An 18,562-nucleotide genomic window follows, 5' to 3' on the forward strand; every position below is an offset into this window, starting at 1 on the left:
TACGTCAGCGCCAAATCGGTCATGAGCGCCCTCCGCACTCCGCTGCGGGGGGCGTTCGCGTCATATGGGTCTTTTCCATGCCGGGCCCCGGAAGCGCCGGTAGTGCGGGATGACCAGGGAAAGCTCCGGTGCCGCTGGCGTCGGAGCCGTCCACCTGTGGTCCGTCAGCCATTCACCACGGTGCCGCCATTCGGGTGCAGCACCTGACCGGACATATAAGAAGAATCATCGGATGCCAGGAACACATAAGCCGGTGCCACCTCGTCCGGTTGGCCGGCACGTTTCATCGGCACGTTGTTGCCGAACTTCTCCACCTTCTCCTCGTCGAAGGTGGACGGGATCAGCGGGGTCCAGATCGGACCGGGCGCCACCGCATTGACGCGGATGCCGCGGTCGGCCAGCGACATCGACAGCGACCGGGTGAAGGCGACGATGGCGCCCTTTGTCGCGGAGTAGTCCAGCAATTCCGGACTGCCCTTATAGGCGGTGACCGAGGTGGTGTTGATGATGCTGGCCCCCTCGTGCATGTGCGGCAGCGCGGCCTTCACCATATAGAATTGGCCGAAAATGTTGGTGCGGAAGGTTCGCTCCAACTGTTCGGCGGTGATGTCCTCGATCGATTTCTGCGGATGCTGTTCGGCCGCGTTGTTGATGACGATGTCGATACGGCCATGCTCGCCGATAAGCTGCTCCACCGCCTTGCGGCAAATCTCCTCGTCGCCGACATCGCCGCTCAGGATTGTGCAGGGTTGACCTTCGGCTTCGACCAGCCGGCGGGTCTCGCGAGCGTCGTCATCCTCGTTCAGGTACAGGATGCCGACCTTCGCACCCTCACGCGCGTACAGCACGGCGATGGCCCGGCCGATGCCGCTGTCACCGCCGGTGATCAGCGCAACCTTGTCGCGCAGCTTGTCACTGCCACGATAGCCGGGCCGGGTTTCCGAAGGCTGCGGTACCATGGGACCCTGATGGCCGGGCCGGGTGTCCTGATGTTGGGGCGGCTGCCTGCTTTCCTGTTGAGTCATAGGTATTCTCCTCGGTTGGCAAGCCGTTCGGGTATGGATGGGATGAGTTGCACATTGACAACAAACCCCAATGCACGGCGTTCCTCACAGAAGAGCGCCGGAACAATCGGCGACATTGCCTTGTTACTTGGCCGGGCGACGCGAAAGAGGATGGCAGTGCCGGATTGCTCGCCTCGAAAGTGAGCAATGATCGCGCCGTTTGTCGGACTGGTATGGCCGAGGATCATGCCCATAAGATGGGGTAGGGGTCCTTTCGGCCGAACCGTCCGCCAGCGGTGGAGCCACCGGACGTGTCACGGTTGATCGTGTCCCAGGGGAGAACCCCGGCGACCCATCCGGGAACGACAGAGATGAAGCGTGTAACGATGACCGATATAAACGCCTATTTGGACGGCGCCCTGGACGAACGGGAGCGTGCCGAATTCGAGAGCGTGGTCGAGAGCGATCCCGACGCAAAGGCGCTGCTCGCTCAGCATCGCCAGCATGTCGAGGAGCTTCATCGCCTTTACGACCCGGTCCTGAGCGAAGAGGTGCCCTCCCGAATGCTGGAGCTGCTGCGCAAGCGGAACGGCTGACGGTCCCCCGGCGCGCCCCGCGTTATTTTTTCTCCGTCCGGCAGCACATTGCGCTATTGCATGCGGCAGGCCCATCTTTGGGGGAGGGGCCGGTTCGGACGGATGAAGCATGGCGCCCAGACGAGCGGAGCCGAGCATCCTGCTCGGCCCGATCCTGTACTTCCGTGGGGAGCAGCGCGACCGCTGGTGGCTGTCGGCACTGTTCGTTCTGGATGGGGACGTTGAGCCCGACGATCTGCGGGTGGACGGCGTCACCCTGCCCGTCCCGCCGCGTCACCTGATGGTCTGGCGCCGCCGCCAAGTCTGGCGCTTCGACTTCGCCGTTCCCCGCGGCATGCGCGACACCGATGTCACATACGGCTTCCCCGACGGTCCCCGCTGGAACGTGATCGTTCCGGGCCGTCACTCATTTCCCCGTCTCGCTATTCTTTACGGGAGCGGAATGAGTGGAGAAGCCGGTTCCGACGCCACTGCGCCGACCGCTCTCTGGCCCGACCTGATCTCCCGGCATGCAGCCGACCGCTATCACCTGTTGGTTCAGGCGGGCGGGCAGATCGATGGCGACGCGGTGATGTCAGCCTCCACCCAGGCCCGTGGCTTGCTGACGGATACCTCGCGGCGGCTCGGCCCCGCCCTGCCCGGCGTGGCGGAGGAGCTGATGACCGCCGGCTTCGACCGGATGCTGCGGGTTTGGAGCGGTGCCGCCGCGGCGTCGGCGCTGGCCTCCATCCCATCTGTGATGATGTGGGATGGCGCCGATCTCGGCCGTCTGCTGGCAGGCGCCTGGAGCGGCCGGGAGGAGGGCGACTCCACATCGCGCAGCCTGCGTCCGCTGCTCATGGCGGTGCGGCGTCAGGTTCAGCTGTTCCAGACCGGGTCGGTGTCGGACAGCCCGCCGGATTGCCTGTGGGGGTCCGCCTGCGGAACGCTGGCGCAGGGCTTCGTCCTGGGCGAAGCCGGCCTTCTTGCGCTCGATCTCTGGACCGACCGCAACAGCCGACGCCTGCTGTCCGAACGGGATTGGAGCCTGTTGTCCGATTGGCTCGACCGCTTTGCCGGATGCCGGCATCTGATCCTGGTCAGCGGTGGGCCGCTCCTGTCTCCAGCTGCCGCCTTGCTCGACCGCCTTCGCAGCGCAATTCCCGCCCGGATGCGCGACCGACTGGAGGGCCGGCTAGGTGATCGTTTGTCATCGGCCGGGCGCCATGCCGATTGGGAGAGGATGCTGCGCACCCTGGGCGAATTTTCCCGGCGCAGCGGCTGCCGCGTCACCGTCGCGTCCCGAGGCCTTGCGGACGGAGCGGGGGCGCGGGGAGTGCTGCGCGGCGGCGGGCTGGAGATGTGGCAGCTCTACGCCCCCACTTTCACCGCGACCGGCCGGCCGGCCGGCTGGCGGTCACGGCTGGCGGAGCCGCTGGCGATCCGCCCCGATCATCCCCTGCCGGCCCACCAATTCGAGATGCCGCCCTTTGCGGAAAACGGGCGGCGCCTGCTGCGGGGGGCCGGATGGATCGCGTGCAGCTTCGACGCGAAGGGTCAACTGCATGCCCGCTGGTGCCTGCCCGGCGATGGTGGCCGGTACACCCAAGCCATCTGAACGGGTCATCCGCCAAAGAGAGTGTCGAAGTGTCTGCGGTGCTTCTCTTATGACGCCGCCCGCTCTACCACGAATAGCAGGCCGGGAACCGGCACGCCCTTCTCCCGGCGCGGCGTGCAGGGCTCCATCAGGCGGATCGTGAACCCGGCCATGCCCGTGGTTTCCCGGACATAGCCTTCGGCATGGGCATATCGCCGGGTGGCGCCGAGGACAAAGGGATCGACCGCCGCTTCCTCCGCCAGACGCTCCACGGTCGCGGCGAAACACCCCCCCGGCACCAGCGCGCGGGCCGCCGCGGCGAAGACGGCTGCGAGATCGCCGATATAGACAAGGACATCGGCGGCGACCAGCAGGTCCCAGCCGCCGGGCGTCCGCTCCATTGCCTCCACCACGTCGCCGACACTCAACTCGTCATAGAGCATGCGCTGGCGCGCCTTCTCGACCATCCTCGGCGACAGATCAACCCCGGCCAGATGTGCGGCAAGCGGCTTGAAGGTCACCCCCGCCAGCCCGGTGCCACAGCCAAGATCGAGAATCCGCAAAGCCGCGGCACCAGGCATCACCCGGTCGACCGCTGAGCGCAGCAGGTCCGGCGCCGCATAGCCGAGCTTGCCGACCAAGTCCTGATCGAAGCGGTCGGCATAGCGGTCGAACAGGGCACGGACATAGGCGGCCGACAGGTCTGTCCCCTCCCCGGCTTCCAGGGCGGCGATCAACCGTTCGATGGCGGCCGCCTCATCCCCCTCCGCGAGGGCCCGGGCGTGACGGAGCGCAGCCAGAGCCTTCACCGGTTCACGAAGGGCAAGCCAGCTGCGTCCCAGCGCATGATGGACAGCCGAATCGTCTTCATGCCGGCGGGCGAGCGGCTGAAGCAGTTCGACCGCCGCCAGGGCATCGCCCAATGCAGTCAGTGTTTCGGCCAGTGCCAGCATGGCATCCCGGTCGTTGGGGCGCAGAGCCACCGCCTCCCGGAATTCCTCCAACGCCTCATCAGACCGGCCAAGCGCAGCCAGACAGCGGGCGAGCCCGAGTCGGACCTGCGCCGAATCGCTCCGCTCCGCCGCCAGAGTGTGGAAAAGCGCATGTGCAGCATCGATTTCGCCGCACTGCCGCAGGGCATCGGCAAGCATCGACCGCCACGCCCAATTGCCCGGCTCAAGGGCGACGGCGCGCCGGAAACAGGCTGCGGCCTGACCCGCTGGACCATGTCCGCCTTCGGCCTCGGCCAGTGCGGACCATGCTTCGCCGTTGGCGGGATCGACAATGACGGCGGCACGGAATGCGAGCCCGGCCCCGGCGTGATCCCCGGCATACAGCCGGTCGTATCCAACCCGGAACATTTGATCGAGATTGTAGATTTGCGGCTCGTCGCCGAAGGAGGGATCCGTTGACACGGATGAATGTCCTCTGGTGTCGGGCTTCGGCCAGGGAGATGCCGCCGGCCCGGAGAACCCGCCTCCGCCCGCCATCGGGCCGTCCCGGGCGACTCTGCGGCTCCGCCAACCCCCAGGCATCCGAGTCCCGGGAAATAAGGCGGCGGAGTTTACTGCCTCAACATGCTGCGCTGCGCAAGGGGGGAGCGAAAATCCTTCCGAAGTGTGATTCCGGCGACACGCGGTCGCAGTAGCCCTATTTCCGGACCCTATTCAAAAGGATAGTGACGCCAGTTTGGCTAACCCTATCGTTATCGCCGGCAAATGTGACGATTCAATGGCTTATGGCCCACGCCGAAGGGCCTAAGCCGTCCGTTCCCCGCCTTGGCGTGACATCTGCCGGACGAAAGCTGTGGTATTACCAGGGTGCAAGCGGGTTGACGATGGATCAAATTTTTGGAAGTGTGGCCCCGGCGCCCAATTGGGAGGCGCTGAACATCTGGGTAGGAGGCGGTCGCCGTAAGCGACTCGGTGACCGGAATAACGGCCCCGCGCGGGGGGTCAAACAGCCGCCGTAGAACACGGGGCGACAGCAGAAGGAGGTTTGGGATGCGGGGACGAAATCAGCGCGTAGGCGCCACAGGGTGTGGACGCTTCGCACTGGCTGCGGGACTGCTGACGGCTTCCATGGCTGTCCTCACCGTTTCCGGCACGGCCCAGGCCCAGACCGCGACCCAGTCGAAGGAAAGCTGCGTCACCCACGCGGTGGAAGCCGAGCAGAAGCTGGGCATTCCGTCCGGCATGCTGGTCGCCATCGCCCTGGTGGAAAGCGGCCAGGACGGCGCCCCCCACCCGTTCGCGATGAGCGTCCAGGGTCGCCCCTATTACGCCCGCAACGTCAGCGACGCTGCCCGCCACCTGCGCGACCATCGCGGCCAGCTTCGCAGCAACACCTATGTCGGCTGCATGCAGCTTTCGGTCGCGACTCACCGGGGCGAGTTCCAGCCGCTGGAGAAGATCGTCGAGCCGCGCGACAACGTGTTTTACGCCGGCCAGCTTCTCGTCCGCTTCCACGGTGAGGAAGGCAACTGGAAGACTGCGCTGACCCGCTACAATGGCAGCTCGGGTCGTCGCGCCCAGGCCTATGTCTGCAAGATCTGGCAGAGCCTGTCCGAACTGGACACGCAGAGCGCCAAGCTGCTGGCCTCCTCCCGTTGTGAAGACAGCGATCCCGTCAGTGTCGCCCCGCGCACCCGCCGCAGCTTCCGCAACGCCCAGCAGGTCGCGGCCATCAACTGACAGCCGACCACCCGATAGCTGGCCACCCGACAGCCGTGCTGCGTGACGGCAGCTGTGAGAGCGCTGGCGCGGCGCTGTCGGATCGGGTAAACCCCGACGCATGAACTACCGCCATATCTTCCACGCCGGCAACCCGGCCGACGTGATGAAGCATGCCGTCCTGGCGCTGATCCTGGATCATCTGCGCGCCAAGCCGGCGCCGTTCTGCGTGCTCGACACCCACGCCGGGATCGGCCGCTACGACCTGACGTCCGAGGCGGCCCGCAAGACGGCGGAGAGCGACGAGGGAATCGGCCGGCTGTTCGGCCATTCCCTGCCGCACCCTGCCCTGGCACCCTATATCGACGCCGTACAGGCGCTGAACCCGGACGGGGCTCTGCGTTGGTACCCGGGTTCCCCCCGCGTCGCCCGCGCGGCACTGCGCCCGCAGGACCGCATGGTGCTGGTGGAACTGCATCCCGATGACGCCCACACCCTGAAAGCGGAATTCGCTGGCGACCGCGCCGTCGCCGTCCATCAGTCGGACGCCTACACGGCGCTGAAGGCCCATCTTCCGCCCAAGGAGAAGCGCGGGCTTGTCCTGATCGATCCGCCCTTCGAGCAGCCGGACGAGTTCGCCCGCATGGCGGAGGGGCTGGCGCTGGCGCACCGCCGCTGGTCCACCGGCATCTTCGCCCTGTGGTATCCGATCAAGGAACGCGCGGCTGTCTGGCGCTTCCAGGATGCGGTGGAGAAGACCGGCATCCCGAAGGTGCTGATCGCCGAACTGACCTGGCACCCCGAAGACACCCATCTCCGGCTGAATGGCTCCGGTCTGCTGATCGTCAATCCGCCCTGGCAGTTGGACGAAACCCTCAAGGCAATGCTGCCCGCCCTGCACGATGCCCTGCCCTCCACCGGCGGCGGCACGGCGGTCAGTTGGCTGACGCCCGAGGCGTCATAAGGAAAGCCAATTCGGGGGAAAGCCGGTTCGGGCACGGAAAAAACCCCGGTCCTTTCGGGCCGGGGTTCAAGTCAGGATGGAGACCGTTCGTTATCGATGACGTGCCGTCATCGGCGGCGCGGTGGTCAGAACCGGCGCTCCGCCTGCTGGACCGCGCCTTCCAGGCGGGCGTTCAGCTTGCCGATGGCGGTGTTGGCGGTGCTCGCCGACAGCTCGGAAATTTTGACGCTGCGGCTAAGAACCAGCTGCATGTTGTCCTTCAGCATGCGGCTCTGCGCGGCGTAGAAGTCGGGGACGCTCCGGCTGCGCATCAGGGCGTTCATGCCCTCCGCGTTGCGGGAGGCGACCTCCTGGGCCAGCCCCATCCATTCGCGCCAAGCATTCTGGAGACCGCCGGCCAGCACACTGCTGCACTGGGCCATGACGTCCATGGTCTCACGGGTCTGGCTGGCGACCTCGCCCTGGGCTTCCTTCGACAGGCCGAGAACACGCTGGAACTGCTCCGTCGTGCGGCCGGCAACATCGGTGGCGGAACCCATCGCGGACTTGGCGGCTTCAGCGCCACGGCGGGTCATGTCGGCACCGGCATCCATCGCCTTCTGTCCGACACCCAGACCGGCATCGGCAGCGTGGACTCCCGTTTCCGTCGCGGCTTCGCCGATCGAACGCGCGGCATCGGCGGCGCGGCGGGTGGTGGTCTCGCCGGTACGCGTCAGATCGTCGAGCGTGCCCTTCGCCATATCGGCGGTTTCACGCACACCGGTTGTGGTGTCCTTGTCGATAGCCATGCGGGATGCTCCTCGAATATTTTCGTCCGGGAGGACGCTTCGTCCCATATCTCGCGTCGGCTATTTATGCTGCACCGCCGAACGAGTTCACTCCTATAACACCCGGCAAACAGAACGTTCCAGGACGCAAAATAATAGCGCCGCATACTTTCTTTCGAGGTATGCGGTATTTTGGAATAGAATTGTCTTTTGCGTGAAACAGTTCTTATTCGATTTGGTCCATCTTAATCAGAGCCGTTATCCGGAACGGCTCTGCTTCCCAAACCGCGCCTGGATTTCCCCGGCGATGCCGCGGCGGAAGACCAGCACGCAGGCGACGAAGATGCAGCCGATCACCACCGGAACGGGAAGGCTGGTCGCCGCCAGATAATTCTCCAGGGTCACCACCAGAGCGGCTCCGATCACCGGCCCGGTCAGCGTGCCCATGCCGCCCAGCAGCGTCATCAGCACCACCTCGCCCGACATCTGCCACGTCACGTCGGTCAGCGTCGCCAATTGGAACACGATCGCCTTGGTGCCGCCGGCCAGTCCGGCCAACGTCGCCGACAAGACGAATGCCATCAGCTTGTAACGCTCGGTGCGGTAGCCCAGCGAAATGGCACGCGGTTCATTCTCACGAATCGCCTTCAGCACCTGTCCGAAGGGCGAATGCACGGTCCGCCAAATGATGGCGAAGCCGATCAGGAAAACGCCCAGCACCGTATAGTACATCGCCAGCGGGTTGTTCAGGTCGAAGACGCCGAACAGCAAGCCGCGCGGAACCGCCTGGATGCCATCCTCGCCATGGGTGAAGGGCAATTGCAGGGCGAGGAAGAACACCATCTGGCTCAGCGCCAGCGTGATCATGGCGAAATAGATGCCCTGGCGACGGATCGCGATGCTGCCGAACAGGATGCCGAGGCATGCCGAGGCCGCGGTGCCAAGCAGAATCCCCAGTTCCGGCGACAGTCCCCACATCTTCACCGTATGGGCCGTGACATAAGCGGCGCTGCCGAAGAAAGCGGCATGGCCGAAGCTGAGCAGACCGCCAAAGCCGATCAGCAGGTTGAAGGCGCAGGCGAACAGCGCAAAACACAGCACCTTCATCAGGAAGACGGGATAGAGCAGAAAGGGAACCGCCAGCAGCGCCGCCAGCACCACAAGGGCGCCGACCCGCGCCAGCATCGACCCTGACGCCGGCGCTTGGGAAGCCTTCCCGGATGCCCGGACGCCGCTTTGCGAATGAAGGCTCATGCGCTCACCTCTCCCGTCCGAACAGGCCGGCAGGCTTGATCATCAGCACCACCGCCATGATGACGAAGACCACGATGTTGGAGGCCTCGGGGTAGAAGACCTTGGTCAACCCTTCAAGCAGGCCAAGCCCATAGCCGGTCAGCACGGCACCAAGGATCGACCCCATGCCGCCGATCACCACCACCGCGAAGACCACGATGATCAGGTTCGATCCCATCAGCGGCGACACCTGGTAGATCGGTGCCGCCAGCACGCCGGCAAGCCCGGCCAACGCCACGCCGAAGGCGTAGGTCAGCGTGATCATCCGCGGGACATTGATGCCGAAGGCCTGGACCAGCACCGGATTTTCCGTCGCAGCGCGCAGATAGGCGCCCAGCTTCGTCTTCTCGATGGCGATCCAGGTGCTGATGCAGACAATCAGGGAAGCGACGACCACCCAGCCGCGATAATTGGGCAGGAACATGAAGCCGAGATTCTGCCCGCCTTTCAGCGCGTCGGGGATGGGGTAAGGCTGCCCCGAGACGCCATACTGGTGGCGGAACGCGCCCTCGACGATCAGCGCCAGCCCGAAGGTCAGCAGCAGGCCGTAGAGATGGTCCAGCTTGTAGAGCCGCGACAGCAGCGTTTTCTCCAGCACCACCCCGAACAGCCCAACGACCAGCGGCGCCAGCAGCAGCGCCCACCAGTAACCGATGCCCAGCTGGGTCATCAACAGCCAGGCGACGAAGGCCCCCATCATGTAAAGCGCGCCATGGGCGAAGTTGATGACGTTCAACATGCCGAAGATCACCGCCAGCCCAAGGCTGAGCAGCGCGTAAAACGATCCGTTGATCAACCCCAGCAACAGCTGGCCGAACAGCGCCTGGGGCGGAATACCGAAAATCGTTCCCATCATGAGCGTCGCTCTCTCCAACGGCATCCCCGCCGAACCGGCCCTCCAGGGACCGCCGCGGCGGGGATGCCGCTCGGTCACGTCATGTCTTGTGCCGGCCAGTCATCATTTGCGGCACCATCATTTCGGCAGCTTGCAGCCGCTCTCCTCGAAGCTTGCGAAGGCTTCCTTGCCGGGGATGGTGCGCAGGATCTGGTAATAATCCCAAGCGCCCTTCGATTCGGACGGCTTCTTCACGCGGGCCAGATACATGTCGTGGACCATGCGCCCATTCGGCAGGATGGTGCCGTTCTTGGCGAACATGTCGTTGACCGGCATCTCCTTCATCTTGGCGGCGACGGTCGGACCGTCATCGGTCCCGGCAGCCTCGATGGCTTTCAGATAATGGCGGACGGCGGAATAGCTGCCGGCCTGCACCATCGTCGGCATCTTGCCGTAGCGGTCGAAGAACTTCTTGGACCAGGCACGCGATTCGTCATCGCGATCCCAATAGAAGCCGGTGGTCAGCACCAAGTCCTGGGCGACCTGAAGCCCCAGCGCATGCACGTCGGACAGGAAGATCAGCAGGCCGGCGAGCTTCTGCTGGCCGCCCTGCGTCAGGCCGAATTCCGACGCCTGCTTGATCGAGGTGATGGTGTCGCCGCCGGCGTTGGCAAGGCCGACGATCTTGGCGCCCGACGCCTGCGCCTGGAGCAGGAAGGAGGAGAAATCGGCGGAGTTGAGCGGCGCCTTCACCGAACCGACCACCTTGCCGCCCGCCTTCTTCACTTCGACCGAGGTATCGGCCTCCAACTGATGGCCGAAGGCGTAGTCGGCGGTGATGAAGAACCAGCTGTCGCCGCCTTCCTTCACCATCGCCTGACCGGTACCGACGGCCAGCGCGTGGGTGTCGTAGGGCCAGTGGAAGCCGGTGGGGGAACAGGCGTCGCCGGTCAGACGTGAGGTGGCGGGACCTTCCATCAGGAAGATCTTCTTCTTCTCCTTGGTCACTTCCTGGACGGCCAGCGCCACGCCGGAATTGGGCACGTCGACGATCACATCGACGCCATCCTGGTCGATCCATTGCCGGGCGAGGTTGGCGCCGATGTCCGGCTTGTTCTGGTGGTCGGCGGAGATGATCTCAATGGGCTTGCCCAGAATCTTGTTGCCGAACTCTTCCGCCGCCATGCGGGCGGCAATGACCGATCCCTCGCCGCCGAGGTCGGCATAGAGGCCCGAACGGTCATTCAGCACACCGATCTTGACCATGTCGCCGGACAGCTTGCCCTGCTGGGCCATGGCAGGCCCGGTGGACATGACACCGATCGTCAGGGCAGCAAGGGCGGCACCGGCCAGAAGACGTGCGATCATGCGTGAATTCCTCCCCTCAGCGTTGCGTTGCGCATAGTGCGGGCGCCCGTCCGGATTGGATCGCTCTGATCGGTTCGTCCGGCGGGTCCCGGACGGTCGTGCAGGCCTGCTCATTTGGTTTCATCGGAAACCGTCAGGCCGTGCGCGCCGCCCCTTCCCGTCCACTATGCAGGGGCATCACCTTGTACGGAAAGCTGAATTTCAGCTTCACAAACAATTTTCATCAAGGGTCTGCCGAAACACCCGCTTTTCCCATTCGGCGGTGTATGGAGGCGTCCGGCGGCGGGTCGGCGGCCTGCCGGCGGCGGTCGATCCGCTGCATGATCGGCGTCACCGTGGTGCCGTGAACGAGAATCGAGAGCAGCACGATCAACCCGGTGATCGCCCAGAGCGCGTTCGGCACATCGAACTCCGCGGCGTTCAGCGCATAGGCGATGTAATAGATGCTGCCCATGCCGCGGATGCCGAAGAAACCGATGGCCAGCTTCTCGCCGACCGGCATCGCCACGCCGGTCAGCCCGACCACCCCCGCCACCGGACGCACCAGAAGCAGGATGACCACCGCCGCACCCACGGCGCTCCAGGACAGCGCGTCGATCAGGCCATGCGCAATCGTCCCGCCGAACAGCACAAGCATCATCATCATCATCAGCCGCTCGGTCTGCTCGACGAAGTCGTGCAGCCGCTCGTGGTATTCGCTGTTGCGCTCCGCGTCGCGCAGGGCGAGCGCGGCGACGAAGACGGCGACGAAACCGTATCCGCTGGCAAGTTCCGTCAGGCCATAGGCGATTAGCGTGATGCCGAGCGATACGAAGCCGTCGCCGGTCCGCGACAGGTTGGCGCGGTTCGGCACGCGGAACGTGACATAGCCGAGAAAACGCCCGACCAGCCAGCCGACGCCGACTCCGGCCACCAGTTTCCACACCACGTCCAGCAGCACCCAATGTTCCAGCAGGTCCCAGGGCGGGTTGCCGTTGAGCAGCGCCACCCCAATGGCGAGATGGACGAAAGGAAAGGCCAGACCGTCATTCAACCCGGCCTCGGAAGTCAGACTGAACCGGATCTCGTCCTCCTCCCCCGATTTCGGCGGACCGACCTGGATGTCGGAGGCAAGGACCGGATCGGTGGGTGCCAGAGCCGCCCCCAGCAGGATCGAGGCCGGGAGAGGGAAATCGAGCCAGTACCAGCCGATCAGGGCGATCATGAGAATCGACAACGGCATGGTGATGCCCAGCAGGCGCCACGTGATGATCCAGCGCCGCCAGCCGATGCGGCGGTCCAGCTTCAGCCCCGCACCCATCAGGGAAATGATGACGATCAGTTCGGTCAGCCGCTCGGTCGCCTCCGGATAGGCCAGCGGCTCCGGGTTTTCCAGCTCCAGCGTTCCGAAGACCAGAAAGCCGAGACCGACGCAGATGATCGGCAAGGACAGCGGCAATTCCCTCAGCACCATCGGCAGCCACGCCACCAGCAGGATCAGGAATCCCAGCCCCACCAACATGACCGTGTAAGACATGCGCCGCCCATTGCCGTGATCGCTTCGGCACGGCAACAGGTCCGCGCCGAGGCCAATCCACGACAACGCATGACGTTGCGAATGGGTTCAGCTCGGGCGCAAGAAGACTTGCGGAATGGATCGGCGGAATGGATGGCGAAGGTGCCGGCTCAATCGGTCGCGCTTCCCTGCCCGAACTGGAGGACCACACTGGGATGCTTGAACCCGATGCCGCCCGCGGGAGCCGGAACCGCGGGGGCCGTCGCAAAATCGGCCGGTCAGGCCGCCGAGGTCATCGGAAAACCGCTGTAGTCGAGCGAAGCCGACCAGAAACGTTCCAGCTTGCGCAGGGTCTCGTTGGCCTTGGTCAGTTCCTCGTCGCTGAAGCCGGCCTTTTCCAGGGCGGTCAGATGACGTTCGAACATGATGCTGATCTTCTCGCGCAGATCCAGGCCCTTCTCCGACAGGCGGACACGGACCGACCGGCGGTCGTGCGGGGAGCGTTCCTGGCCGAGATAGCCGTTCTCGACCATCTTCTTGACGTTATAGGAGACGTTGGAGCCCAGATAATAACCGCGCGCGGTCAGTTCGCCGACCGTCATCTCGTCTTCGCCGATGTTGTACAGGATCAGGCTCTGGACGTTGTTGATGTCCTGGATGCCAAGCCGGTCCAACTCAGTCTTGAGCACTTCAAGAAAGTGGCGGTGAAGCCGCTCGATCAACAGAATGCTCTCATAATAGGGTTTGCGCACCGCGGTCTCCTTTGGCTCTAACCGGCCGTTCCCCGCGCAAGGACGATACCGGGACCTTAAAGCGAGATTAACCGATCATTCGTCGGCAATCATCTTAATAATTCCAGAAAAAGTCTGGCACAACCCGTCTGTACAGGCCCCTTTCGCAGGGTGCCCCCGGCGAAAGGCTTTCGGCCGGGCGGCAGGTCCCGCATAAGCAAAAAGGGGAAGGCCATGCAATCGGTGCGTGACCTTCACCCTTTCGACCTCGCCTATGGTCAGTCCCGGAACACGAGATCGCCGCCAGCCGGTTCGGCGAAGTGCCGCTCGACATCCGACGGACCGACATCGATCAGCTCGGCCGGCTTCCATTTCGGGTTCTTGTCCTTGTCGACCAGGACGGCGCGGATACCCTCGTAGAAATCGTCGCCGGCTAGGCAGGCGAGGCTGAGGCGCAGCTCCTGCACCATGCAGCCTTCGAAATCCAGCTTGGCGCCGCGGCGCAAGGCGGCCAGCGTCACCTTCAGGCTGGTCGGCGACACCCGGCGCAGGATGGCGATTTGACCGGCCGCCCACTCGGTTCCCTCGGCCTCCAGCGCCTTGACGATGGCTTCGACGCTGTCGAAGGCGTAGCAGCGGTCGACCGCCGCGCGGATACCGCTCACCGCCGCTTCGCCCGCCTCGCCGCGGTGGGCGGCGACGGCCTCGTCGGCCGGGACGCCGGCAGCCAGATCGTCGATCAGCGCGTCGATCCTAGCGCTCGGTACGAACGCGTCGGCGGCACCGATGGCAAGCAGGTCGGCCGCCTTCAGCCGGTCGCCGGTCAGCCCCAGCCAGATGCCGACCTGCCCCGGCAGGCGCGGCAGGAAATAGGTGCCGCCGACATCGGGATAGAGGCCAATGCCGGTTTCCGGCATGGCGAACAGGGTAAGCTCGGTGACGATGCGGTGGGTACCGTGCACCGACAGTCCGACGCCGCCGCCCATGGAAATGCCATCGATCAGCGCGACATAGGGCTTGGACAGGCGCTTGATCAGCCGGTTCAGCACATATTCCTCGCTGAAGAAGGCGCGGACCGGCCCGGTGTCGCCACGCCCTTCCTTGGCGGCCTTGCCAGCCTCATACAGGCTGACGACATCGCCGCCGGCGCAGAAGGCTTTTTCGCCGGCACCGCGAATCACGACGGCCTTGACCTCCGGATCGGCGTTCCAGGCCCGCAGCTGCGGATCGAACAGCCTGATCATGCCCAGCGTCAGCGCGTTCAACGCCTTGGGCCGGTTGAGCGTGACGAGGCCGATGGCGCCCCGACGTTCGAACAGAATCTCAGCAGCGTCGCTCATCGTCTTGTGTTTTCTCAATTATCGTTGCGAATCGGGCGGTGGCGGGCCACCTGCTCCATCCCTGCCGTGCATCCCTTTGCGCGTTAGGACGGCAGCATCGGCCGGCAGCGATGATACGGGAGCGGGCGGCGCTGTCAAACCCACCATACGGATCCGGATGTTCGCCTGTGACGGTCCGGTACGGCCAATCAGGAACATCGCCCCTCTTGGACCGTTGCGCTCACGCTCTCATCAGAAGACGAGACCCCATTCGACTTCTCAGGGAAGGTCAGATGCCGATGCCGCTCAACAGCCTGCCGGGTGCGCCATGAAGATCGGAATCGTCCTGAACCGGCAGGCGGGTTCCCTGGTCGATCGGCCCATCGACCGCGCCGAGACGGCGATCCGCACAGCATTCGAACGGCATGGCGCGACCGTGGACCTCCACACCGTCGACGGCGCACAATGCACCGACACGATCCAACGGGTGCTGGACTCCGATGCCGAGGCCGTTGTGGTCGGCGGCGGCGACGGCACGCTGCACAGCGCGGTGAAGCTGGCGCTCCCGAAGGGCAAGACGCTGGGCGTGATTCCTCTAGGGACTCTCAATCTGTTAGCCCGTGATCTTCATGTTCCGCTGGAACTGGAGGATGCCGCGGAGGCACTGGCGGCGGGCCGGATCCGCGCCATCGACATCGCCGAGGTGAATGGGGAGCCCTACACCAACAGTTCGGTTCTCGGCTTCTATCCGCAGGTGGTTCAGGAACGCGAACGCCAGCGCAAGCAGCACCGGCTGCTGAAATGGCCCGGCGCCGCCGTGGCCTTGGCGAAAACGTTGTACCGGCTGCCGATGCTGGACGTGCGGCTGGACTGGGGCGAGGGTCCGCGGCGGATGCGCACGCCGATTCTGGTGGTTTCAAACAACGTCTATGACGACGGGTTCGGGCTCGTTCTCTCTCGTCAGGCGCTCGATGCCGGGAAACTCGGGGTTTATGTGGCCCGCGAACGGAACGCCTTCGCAATGTTGCGGTTGATGGGACGTCTGGTTGCCGGTTCGTGGAAGCAGGACGAAGGGCTGGAAACCTATGCGGTGACCAACCTGACGGTCCACAGCCGCAGGCACCACCTGAAGATGGTCAACGATGGCGAGATCCGGAAACTGCACGCCCCGCTGCATTATCGGATTCTCCCCGGTGCCCTGAAGGTTCTGGCGCCCGGCCGAGAGAAAGGATGAAGATGGCGTGAAACGGCTCGCTCACATCTCCGACCTGCATTTCGGACGGATAGACCCGCGCGTGGTCGATGGCCTGCTGGCTGACCTGACGGCGCAGGCTCCCGACCTGATCGTCATCTCAGGCGATTTCGTCCAGCGGGCCAAGGTGCGCCACTTTGAGGAAGCGCGTGCCTTCCTGCAAAAATTACCGTTTCCCTACATGGCCGTACCGGGGAATCATGACATCCCGGTTTACAATGTGTTCAAGCGCTTCACCGACCCGTTCGGCCATTACCGGCGCTACATCACCAGCGACTTCAGCCCGCTGCACATCGATGACGAGATCGCGGTGCTGGGCATCAACACCGCCCGCCCCGTGATCATGGATTTTTCCGAAGGGCGGATGAACAAGCGGCAGATCGCGCGGGTCCGCGAGGTCTTCTGCGGAATGCCGGACAGAGTATTCAAGGTGCTGTTCACCCACCATCCCTTCCTGCCGCCGCCCGACCTGCCCAAGACCCAGCTGGTCGGCCGCCACAAGCTGGCGCTGCCGGCGTTGGAAAGCTGCGGCGTCGACCTGCTGCTGGCCGGGCATCTGCACAAGGCCTATTCCGGCGACATCATGAGCTTCCACACCCAGGTCGCCCGGTCCATCCTGGTCGCCCAGGCCTCCACCGCCACCTCGACCCGCCTGCGGAACGAGGCGAACGCCTATAACCTGATCACCGTCGCCCACCCCACTGTGACGTTCGAGGTGCGGTCGTGGGAGGGTGCGGCCTTTACCGGCGGATTGGTGTCCAGTTACCGCAAGGACGGCAGCCGCTGGGTCCTGCAGGCACAGGACACCGGCTTCCGGCCGGTCGGCTCCGACGCCTCCACCGCAGCCGACCCGATGGCCACGCGATGGGAGTCGGTTGTCCGACATGCAAGCGGGGAGGCCCATGGCGGGGCATGAGACCTGCGCAAGGCTCATGCCCGGTCCCTAAGCACTGGAACGGCCCCCGCGGCTTGAGTTCACGATGACGGAAGGCGTAGGATCGCCGCACTCGTTCTAAGTGCATGGTTCTCCCGATGCCGATCACCCTGCCCGCCGCCTTCCCGCGCACCCGTCTGCGCCGCAACCGCGCCGATGCCTGGACCCGCCGTCTGGTCGCCGAGAACACGCTGACCGCCGACGACCTGATCTGGCCGGTCTTCGTGATCGAAGGCCAGAATCGGCGGGAGCCCGTCGCCTCGATGCCCGGCGTGGAGCGCATGACCATCGACCTGCTGTGCGAGGCGGTCATGGAAGCCGGCGCGCTGGGCATTCCCTGCATCGCGCTGTTTCCGGTCGTCGGCTCCGAGGGCAAGTCGGAAGATGCGGCGGAATCCTACAATCCCGAGAATCTGATGAACCGCGCCATCCGTGCGGTGAAGGCCGCCGCCCCCGATATCGGCATCCTCGGCGACGTGGCCCTCGACCCCTATACGATCCATGGGCATGACGGCCTCCTGCGCGACGGCTACATCCAGAATGACGAGACGGTCGAGGTCCTGATCCGGCAGGCCCTGTCGCAGGCGGAGGCCGGCGTCGACATCGTCGCTCCGTCCGACATGATGGACGGCCGCATCGGCGCCATCCGCGACACGCTGGATGCCGAGGGGTATCAGCTGACCCGTGTCTGCTCCTACGCCGCCAAATACGCCTCCGCCTTCTACGGCCCGTTCCGCGACGCGGTGAATTCCGGCGGCTTCCTGAAGGGAGACAAGACCACCTACCAGATGGACCCCGCCAACACCGACGAGGCCCTGCGCGAGGTCGCCTGCGACCTGCAGGAGGGGGCGGACATGGTGATGGTGAAGCCGGGCCTGCCCTATCTCGACGTCATCCGGCGGGTGAAGGACCAGTTCGCGGTCCCGACCTTCGCCTACCATGTGTCGGGCGAATACGCGATGCTGCGCGCCGCGTCGGGCAATGGCTGGCTGAACTACGACAAGGCTCTGCTGGAAACGCTGATGGGCTTCAAGCGGGCCGGCTGCGACGCCATCCTGACCTATGGCGCGGTGGATGCGGCGAGGCTGCTCAAGCAGGGCTGAGCAGTTCGGGACCGTCTTTGAGCCGTTCGGGGCCGCGGAGCGATCCGCGGCCCTTTATCGTCAGGTCATCCCGAACAACGGAGATGCCCGATGACCGCCGAATTTCCCGTCCGCACGGCTCTGCTGACCGCCCTGCTGCTGGCCGCCTCGCCCGTTGCGGCGTTCGAACTGCACAGCCCCGATTTCACCGACACGTCGCCGATCCCTGGGCGCAATGTCTTCGTCGGCTTCGGCTGTACCGGCGGCAACCAATCGCCAGCCCTGAGCTGGACTACGCCGCCCGCCGGCACGCGCAGCCTCGCCGTCACCATCTACGATCCGGATGCGCCGACCGGCAGCGGCTGGTGGCATTGGGTGGTGTTCAACCTGCCGCCCGACAGCCGCGGCCTGCCCGCCGGTGCCGGCGATGCGGCCAAGCCGACCCTGCCCGCCGGTGCCGTGCAGAGCCGCACCGATTTCGGCACCGCCGGCTATGGCGGTCCCTGCCCGCCACAGGGCGACAAGCCGCACCGGTATGTCGTCACAGTCCATGCGCTGAAGGTCGACAGCCTGCCCCTGCCCGCAGACGCATCGGGCGCCATGGTCGGCTTCAACCTGAACGCCGCCAGCTTGGGCAAGGCGACGCTGACGGCCCGTTACGGCCGTTGATCGCC

At 65.1% G+C, this 18,562-nt stretch carries 18 protein-coding genes; 8 read left to right on the plus strand and 10 right to left on the minus strand.

Features of this window, described 5'->3' with window-relative positions:
* Window positions 1–164 precede the first annotated feature (164 nt).
* Window positions 165–1,025 (minus strand): SDR family oxidoreductase, encoded by an 861-nt coding sequence (locus ABNQ39_RS05035; RefSeq protein WP_376959327.1) that lies wholly within the window; start codon window positions 1,023–1,025, stop codon window positions 165–167.
* Window positions 1,022–1,258: a hypothetical protein gene (locus ABNQ39_RS05040; RefSeq protein ID WP_376959328.1), complete on the minus strand. Its 237-nt coding sequence runs from the start codon at window positions 1,256–1,258 to the stop codon at window positions 1,022–1,024. The genes ABNQ39_RS05035 and ABNQ39_RS05040 overlap by 4 nt, the downstream gene beginning before the upstream one ends.
* A gap of 132 nt (window positions 1,259–1,390) precedes the next feature.
* Here ABNQ39_RS05040 and ABNQ39_RS05045 point away from each other — a divergent pair, with 132 nt between their 5' ends.
* Entirely contained in the window at window positions 1,391–1,600 is a 210-nt protein-coding gene (locus ABNQ39_RS05045; RefSeq protein WP_244592815.1) for an anti-sigma factor family protein, read from the plus strand.
* 109 nt (window positions 1,601–1,709) lie between these two features.
* Window positions 1,710–3,197, plus strand: coding sequence for a hypothetical protein (locus ABNQ39_RS05050; protein ID WP_376959329.1), 1,488 nt, complete (start codon window positions 1,710–1,712; stop codon window positions 3,195–3,197).
* Window positions 3,198–3,244: 47 nt separating this feature from the next.
* Here the strand turns inward: ABNQ39_RS05050 and ABNQ39_RS05055 are convergent, their stop codons facing one another.
* On the minus strand, window positions 3,245–4,711 hold the full coding sequence (locus ABNQ39_RS05055) for a tetratricopeptide repeat protein (RefSeq protein ID WP_376959330.1): 1,467 nt from the start codon (window positions 4,709–4,711) through the stop codon (window positions 3,245–3,247).
* A gap of 546 nt (window positions 4,712–5,257) precedes the next feature.
* Between ABNQ39_RS05055 and ABNQ39_RS05060 the strand changes: the two genes are divergently transcribed.
* Together ABNQ39_RS05060 and ABNQ39_RS05065 are read left to right on the plus strand one after the other, a co-directional pair.
* Entirely contained in the window at window positions 5,258–5,869 is a 612-nt protein-coding gene (locus ABNQ39_RS05060; protein ID WP_244592814.1) for a transglycosylase SLT domain-containing protein, read from the plus strand.
* A 100-nt stretch (window positions 5,870–5,969) separates the two neighbouring features.
* Entirely contained in the window at window positions 5,970–6,812 is an 843-nt protein-coding gene (locus tag ABNQ39_RS05065) for a 23S rRNA (adenine(2030)-N(6))-methyltransferase RlmJ (protein WP_376959331.1), read from the plus strand.
* A 125-nt stretch (window positions 6,813–6,937) separates the two neighbouring features.
* Here ABNQ39_RS05065 and ABNQ39_RS05070 read toward each other — a convergent pair whose 3' ends face one another.
* From ABNQ39_RS05070 to ABNQ39_RS05100, 7 genes are all read right to left on the minus strand, one after another.
* Entirely contained in the window at window positions 6,938–7,600 is a 663-nt protein-coding gene (locus ABNQ39_RS05070; RefSeq protein WP_376959332.1) for a phasin family protein, read from the minus strand.
* A gap of 237 nt (window positions 7,601–7,837) precedes the next feature.
* A complete protein-coding gene (locus ABNQ39_RS05075; protein WP_376959333.1) occupies window positions 7,838–8,833 on the minus strand; it encodes a branched-chain amino acid ABC transporter permease in 996 nt (331 codons plus the stop codon).
* 4 nt (window positions 8,834–8,837) lie between these two features.
* Window positions 8,838–9,725, minus strand: coding sequence for a branched-chain amino acid ABC transporter permease (locus ABNQ39_RS05080; protein WP_376959758.1), 888 nt, complete (start codon window positions 9,723–9,725; stop codon window positions 8,838–8,840).
* Window positions 9,726–9,845: 120 nt separating this feature from the next.
* The gene (locus ABNQ39_RS05085) at window positions 9,846–11,075 is read right to left on the minus strand and encodes an ABC transporter substrate-binding protein (RefSeq protein ID WP_376959334.1); all 1,230 of its coding nucleotides are present in this window, start codon (window positions 11,073–11,075) and stop codon (window positions 9,846–9,848) included.
* A gap of 223 nt (window positions 11,076–11,298) precedes the next feature.
* Window positions 11,299–12,591, minus strand: coding sequence for a cation:proton antiporter (locus ABNQ39_RS05090; protein WP_376959335.1), 1,293 nt, complete (start codon window positions 12,589–12,591; stop codon window positions 11,299–11,301).
* 257 nt (window positions 12,592–12,848) lie between these two features.
* Window positions 12,849–13,322: a MarR family winged helix-turn-helix transcriptional regulator gene (locus ABNQ39_RS05095; RefSeq protein ID WP_109108614.1), complete on the minus strand. Its 474-nt coding sequence runs from the start codon at window positions 13,320–13,322 to the stop codon at window positions 12,849–12,851.
* Between the two features lie 257 nt (window positions 13,323–13,579).
* Window positions 13,580–14,641 carry an enoyl-CoA hydratase/isomerase family protein gene (locus ABNQ39_RS05100; RefSeq protein WP_376959336.1) on the minus strand — a complete coding sequence of 354 codons (1,062 nt, stop codon included), beginning with the start codon at window positions 14,639–14,641 and terminating at the stop codon, window positions 13,580–13,582.
* Window positions 14,642–14,948: 307 nt separating this feature from the next.
* Between ABNQ39_RS05100 and ABNQ39_RS05105 the strand changes: the two genes are divergently transcribed.
* The 4 genes from ABNQ39_RS05105 (at window position 14,949) to ABNQ39_RS05120 (ending at window position 18,557) form a co-directional block, all read left to right on the plus strand.
* Window positions 14,949–15,854 (plus strand): diacylglycerol/lipid kinase family protein, encoded by a 906-nt coding sequence (locus tag ABNQ39_RS05105; protein ID WP_376959337.1) that lies wholly within the window; start codon window positions 14,949–14,951, stop codon window positions 15,852–15,854.
* A 7-nt stretch (window positions 15,855–15,861) separates the two neighbouring features.
* Window positions 15,862–16,788 (plus strand): metallophosphoesterase family protein, encoded by a 927-nt coding sequence (locus ABNQ39_RS05110; RefSeq protein ID WP_376959338.1) that lies wholly within the window; start codon window positions 15,862–15,864, stop codon window positions 16,786–16,788.
* 116 nt (window positions 16,789–16,904) lie between these two features.
* Complete coding sequence (gene hemB, locus ABNQ39_RS05115; protein WP_376959339.1) at window positions 16,905–17,909, plus strand: porphobilinogen synthase; 1,005 nt, start codon at window positions 16,905–16,907, stop codon at window positions 17,907–17,909.
* A gap of 90 nt (window positions 17,910–17,999) precedes the next feature.
* The gene (locus ABNQ39_RS05120; protein WP_376959340.1) at window positions 18,000–18,557 is read left to right on the plus strand and encodes a YbhB/YbcL family Raf kinase inhibitor-like protein; all 558 of its coding nucleotides are present in this window, start codon (window positions 18,000–18,002) and stop codon (window positions 18,555–18,557) included.
* Window positions 18,558–18,562 lie beyond the last annotated feature (5 nt).

It is taken from the genome of Azospirillum sp. A26 (assembly GCF_042604635.1).
In the GTDB taxonomy this organism is placed as follows: Bacteria; Pseudomonadota; Alphaproteobacteria; order Azospirillales; family Azospirillaceae; genus Azospirillum; species Azospirillum palustre.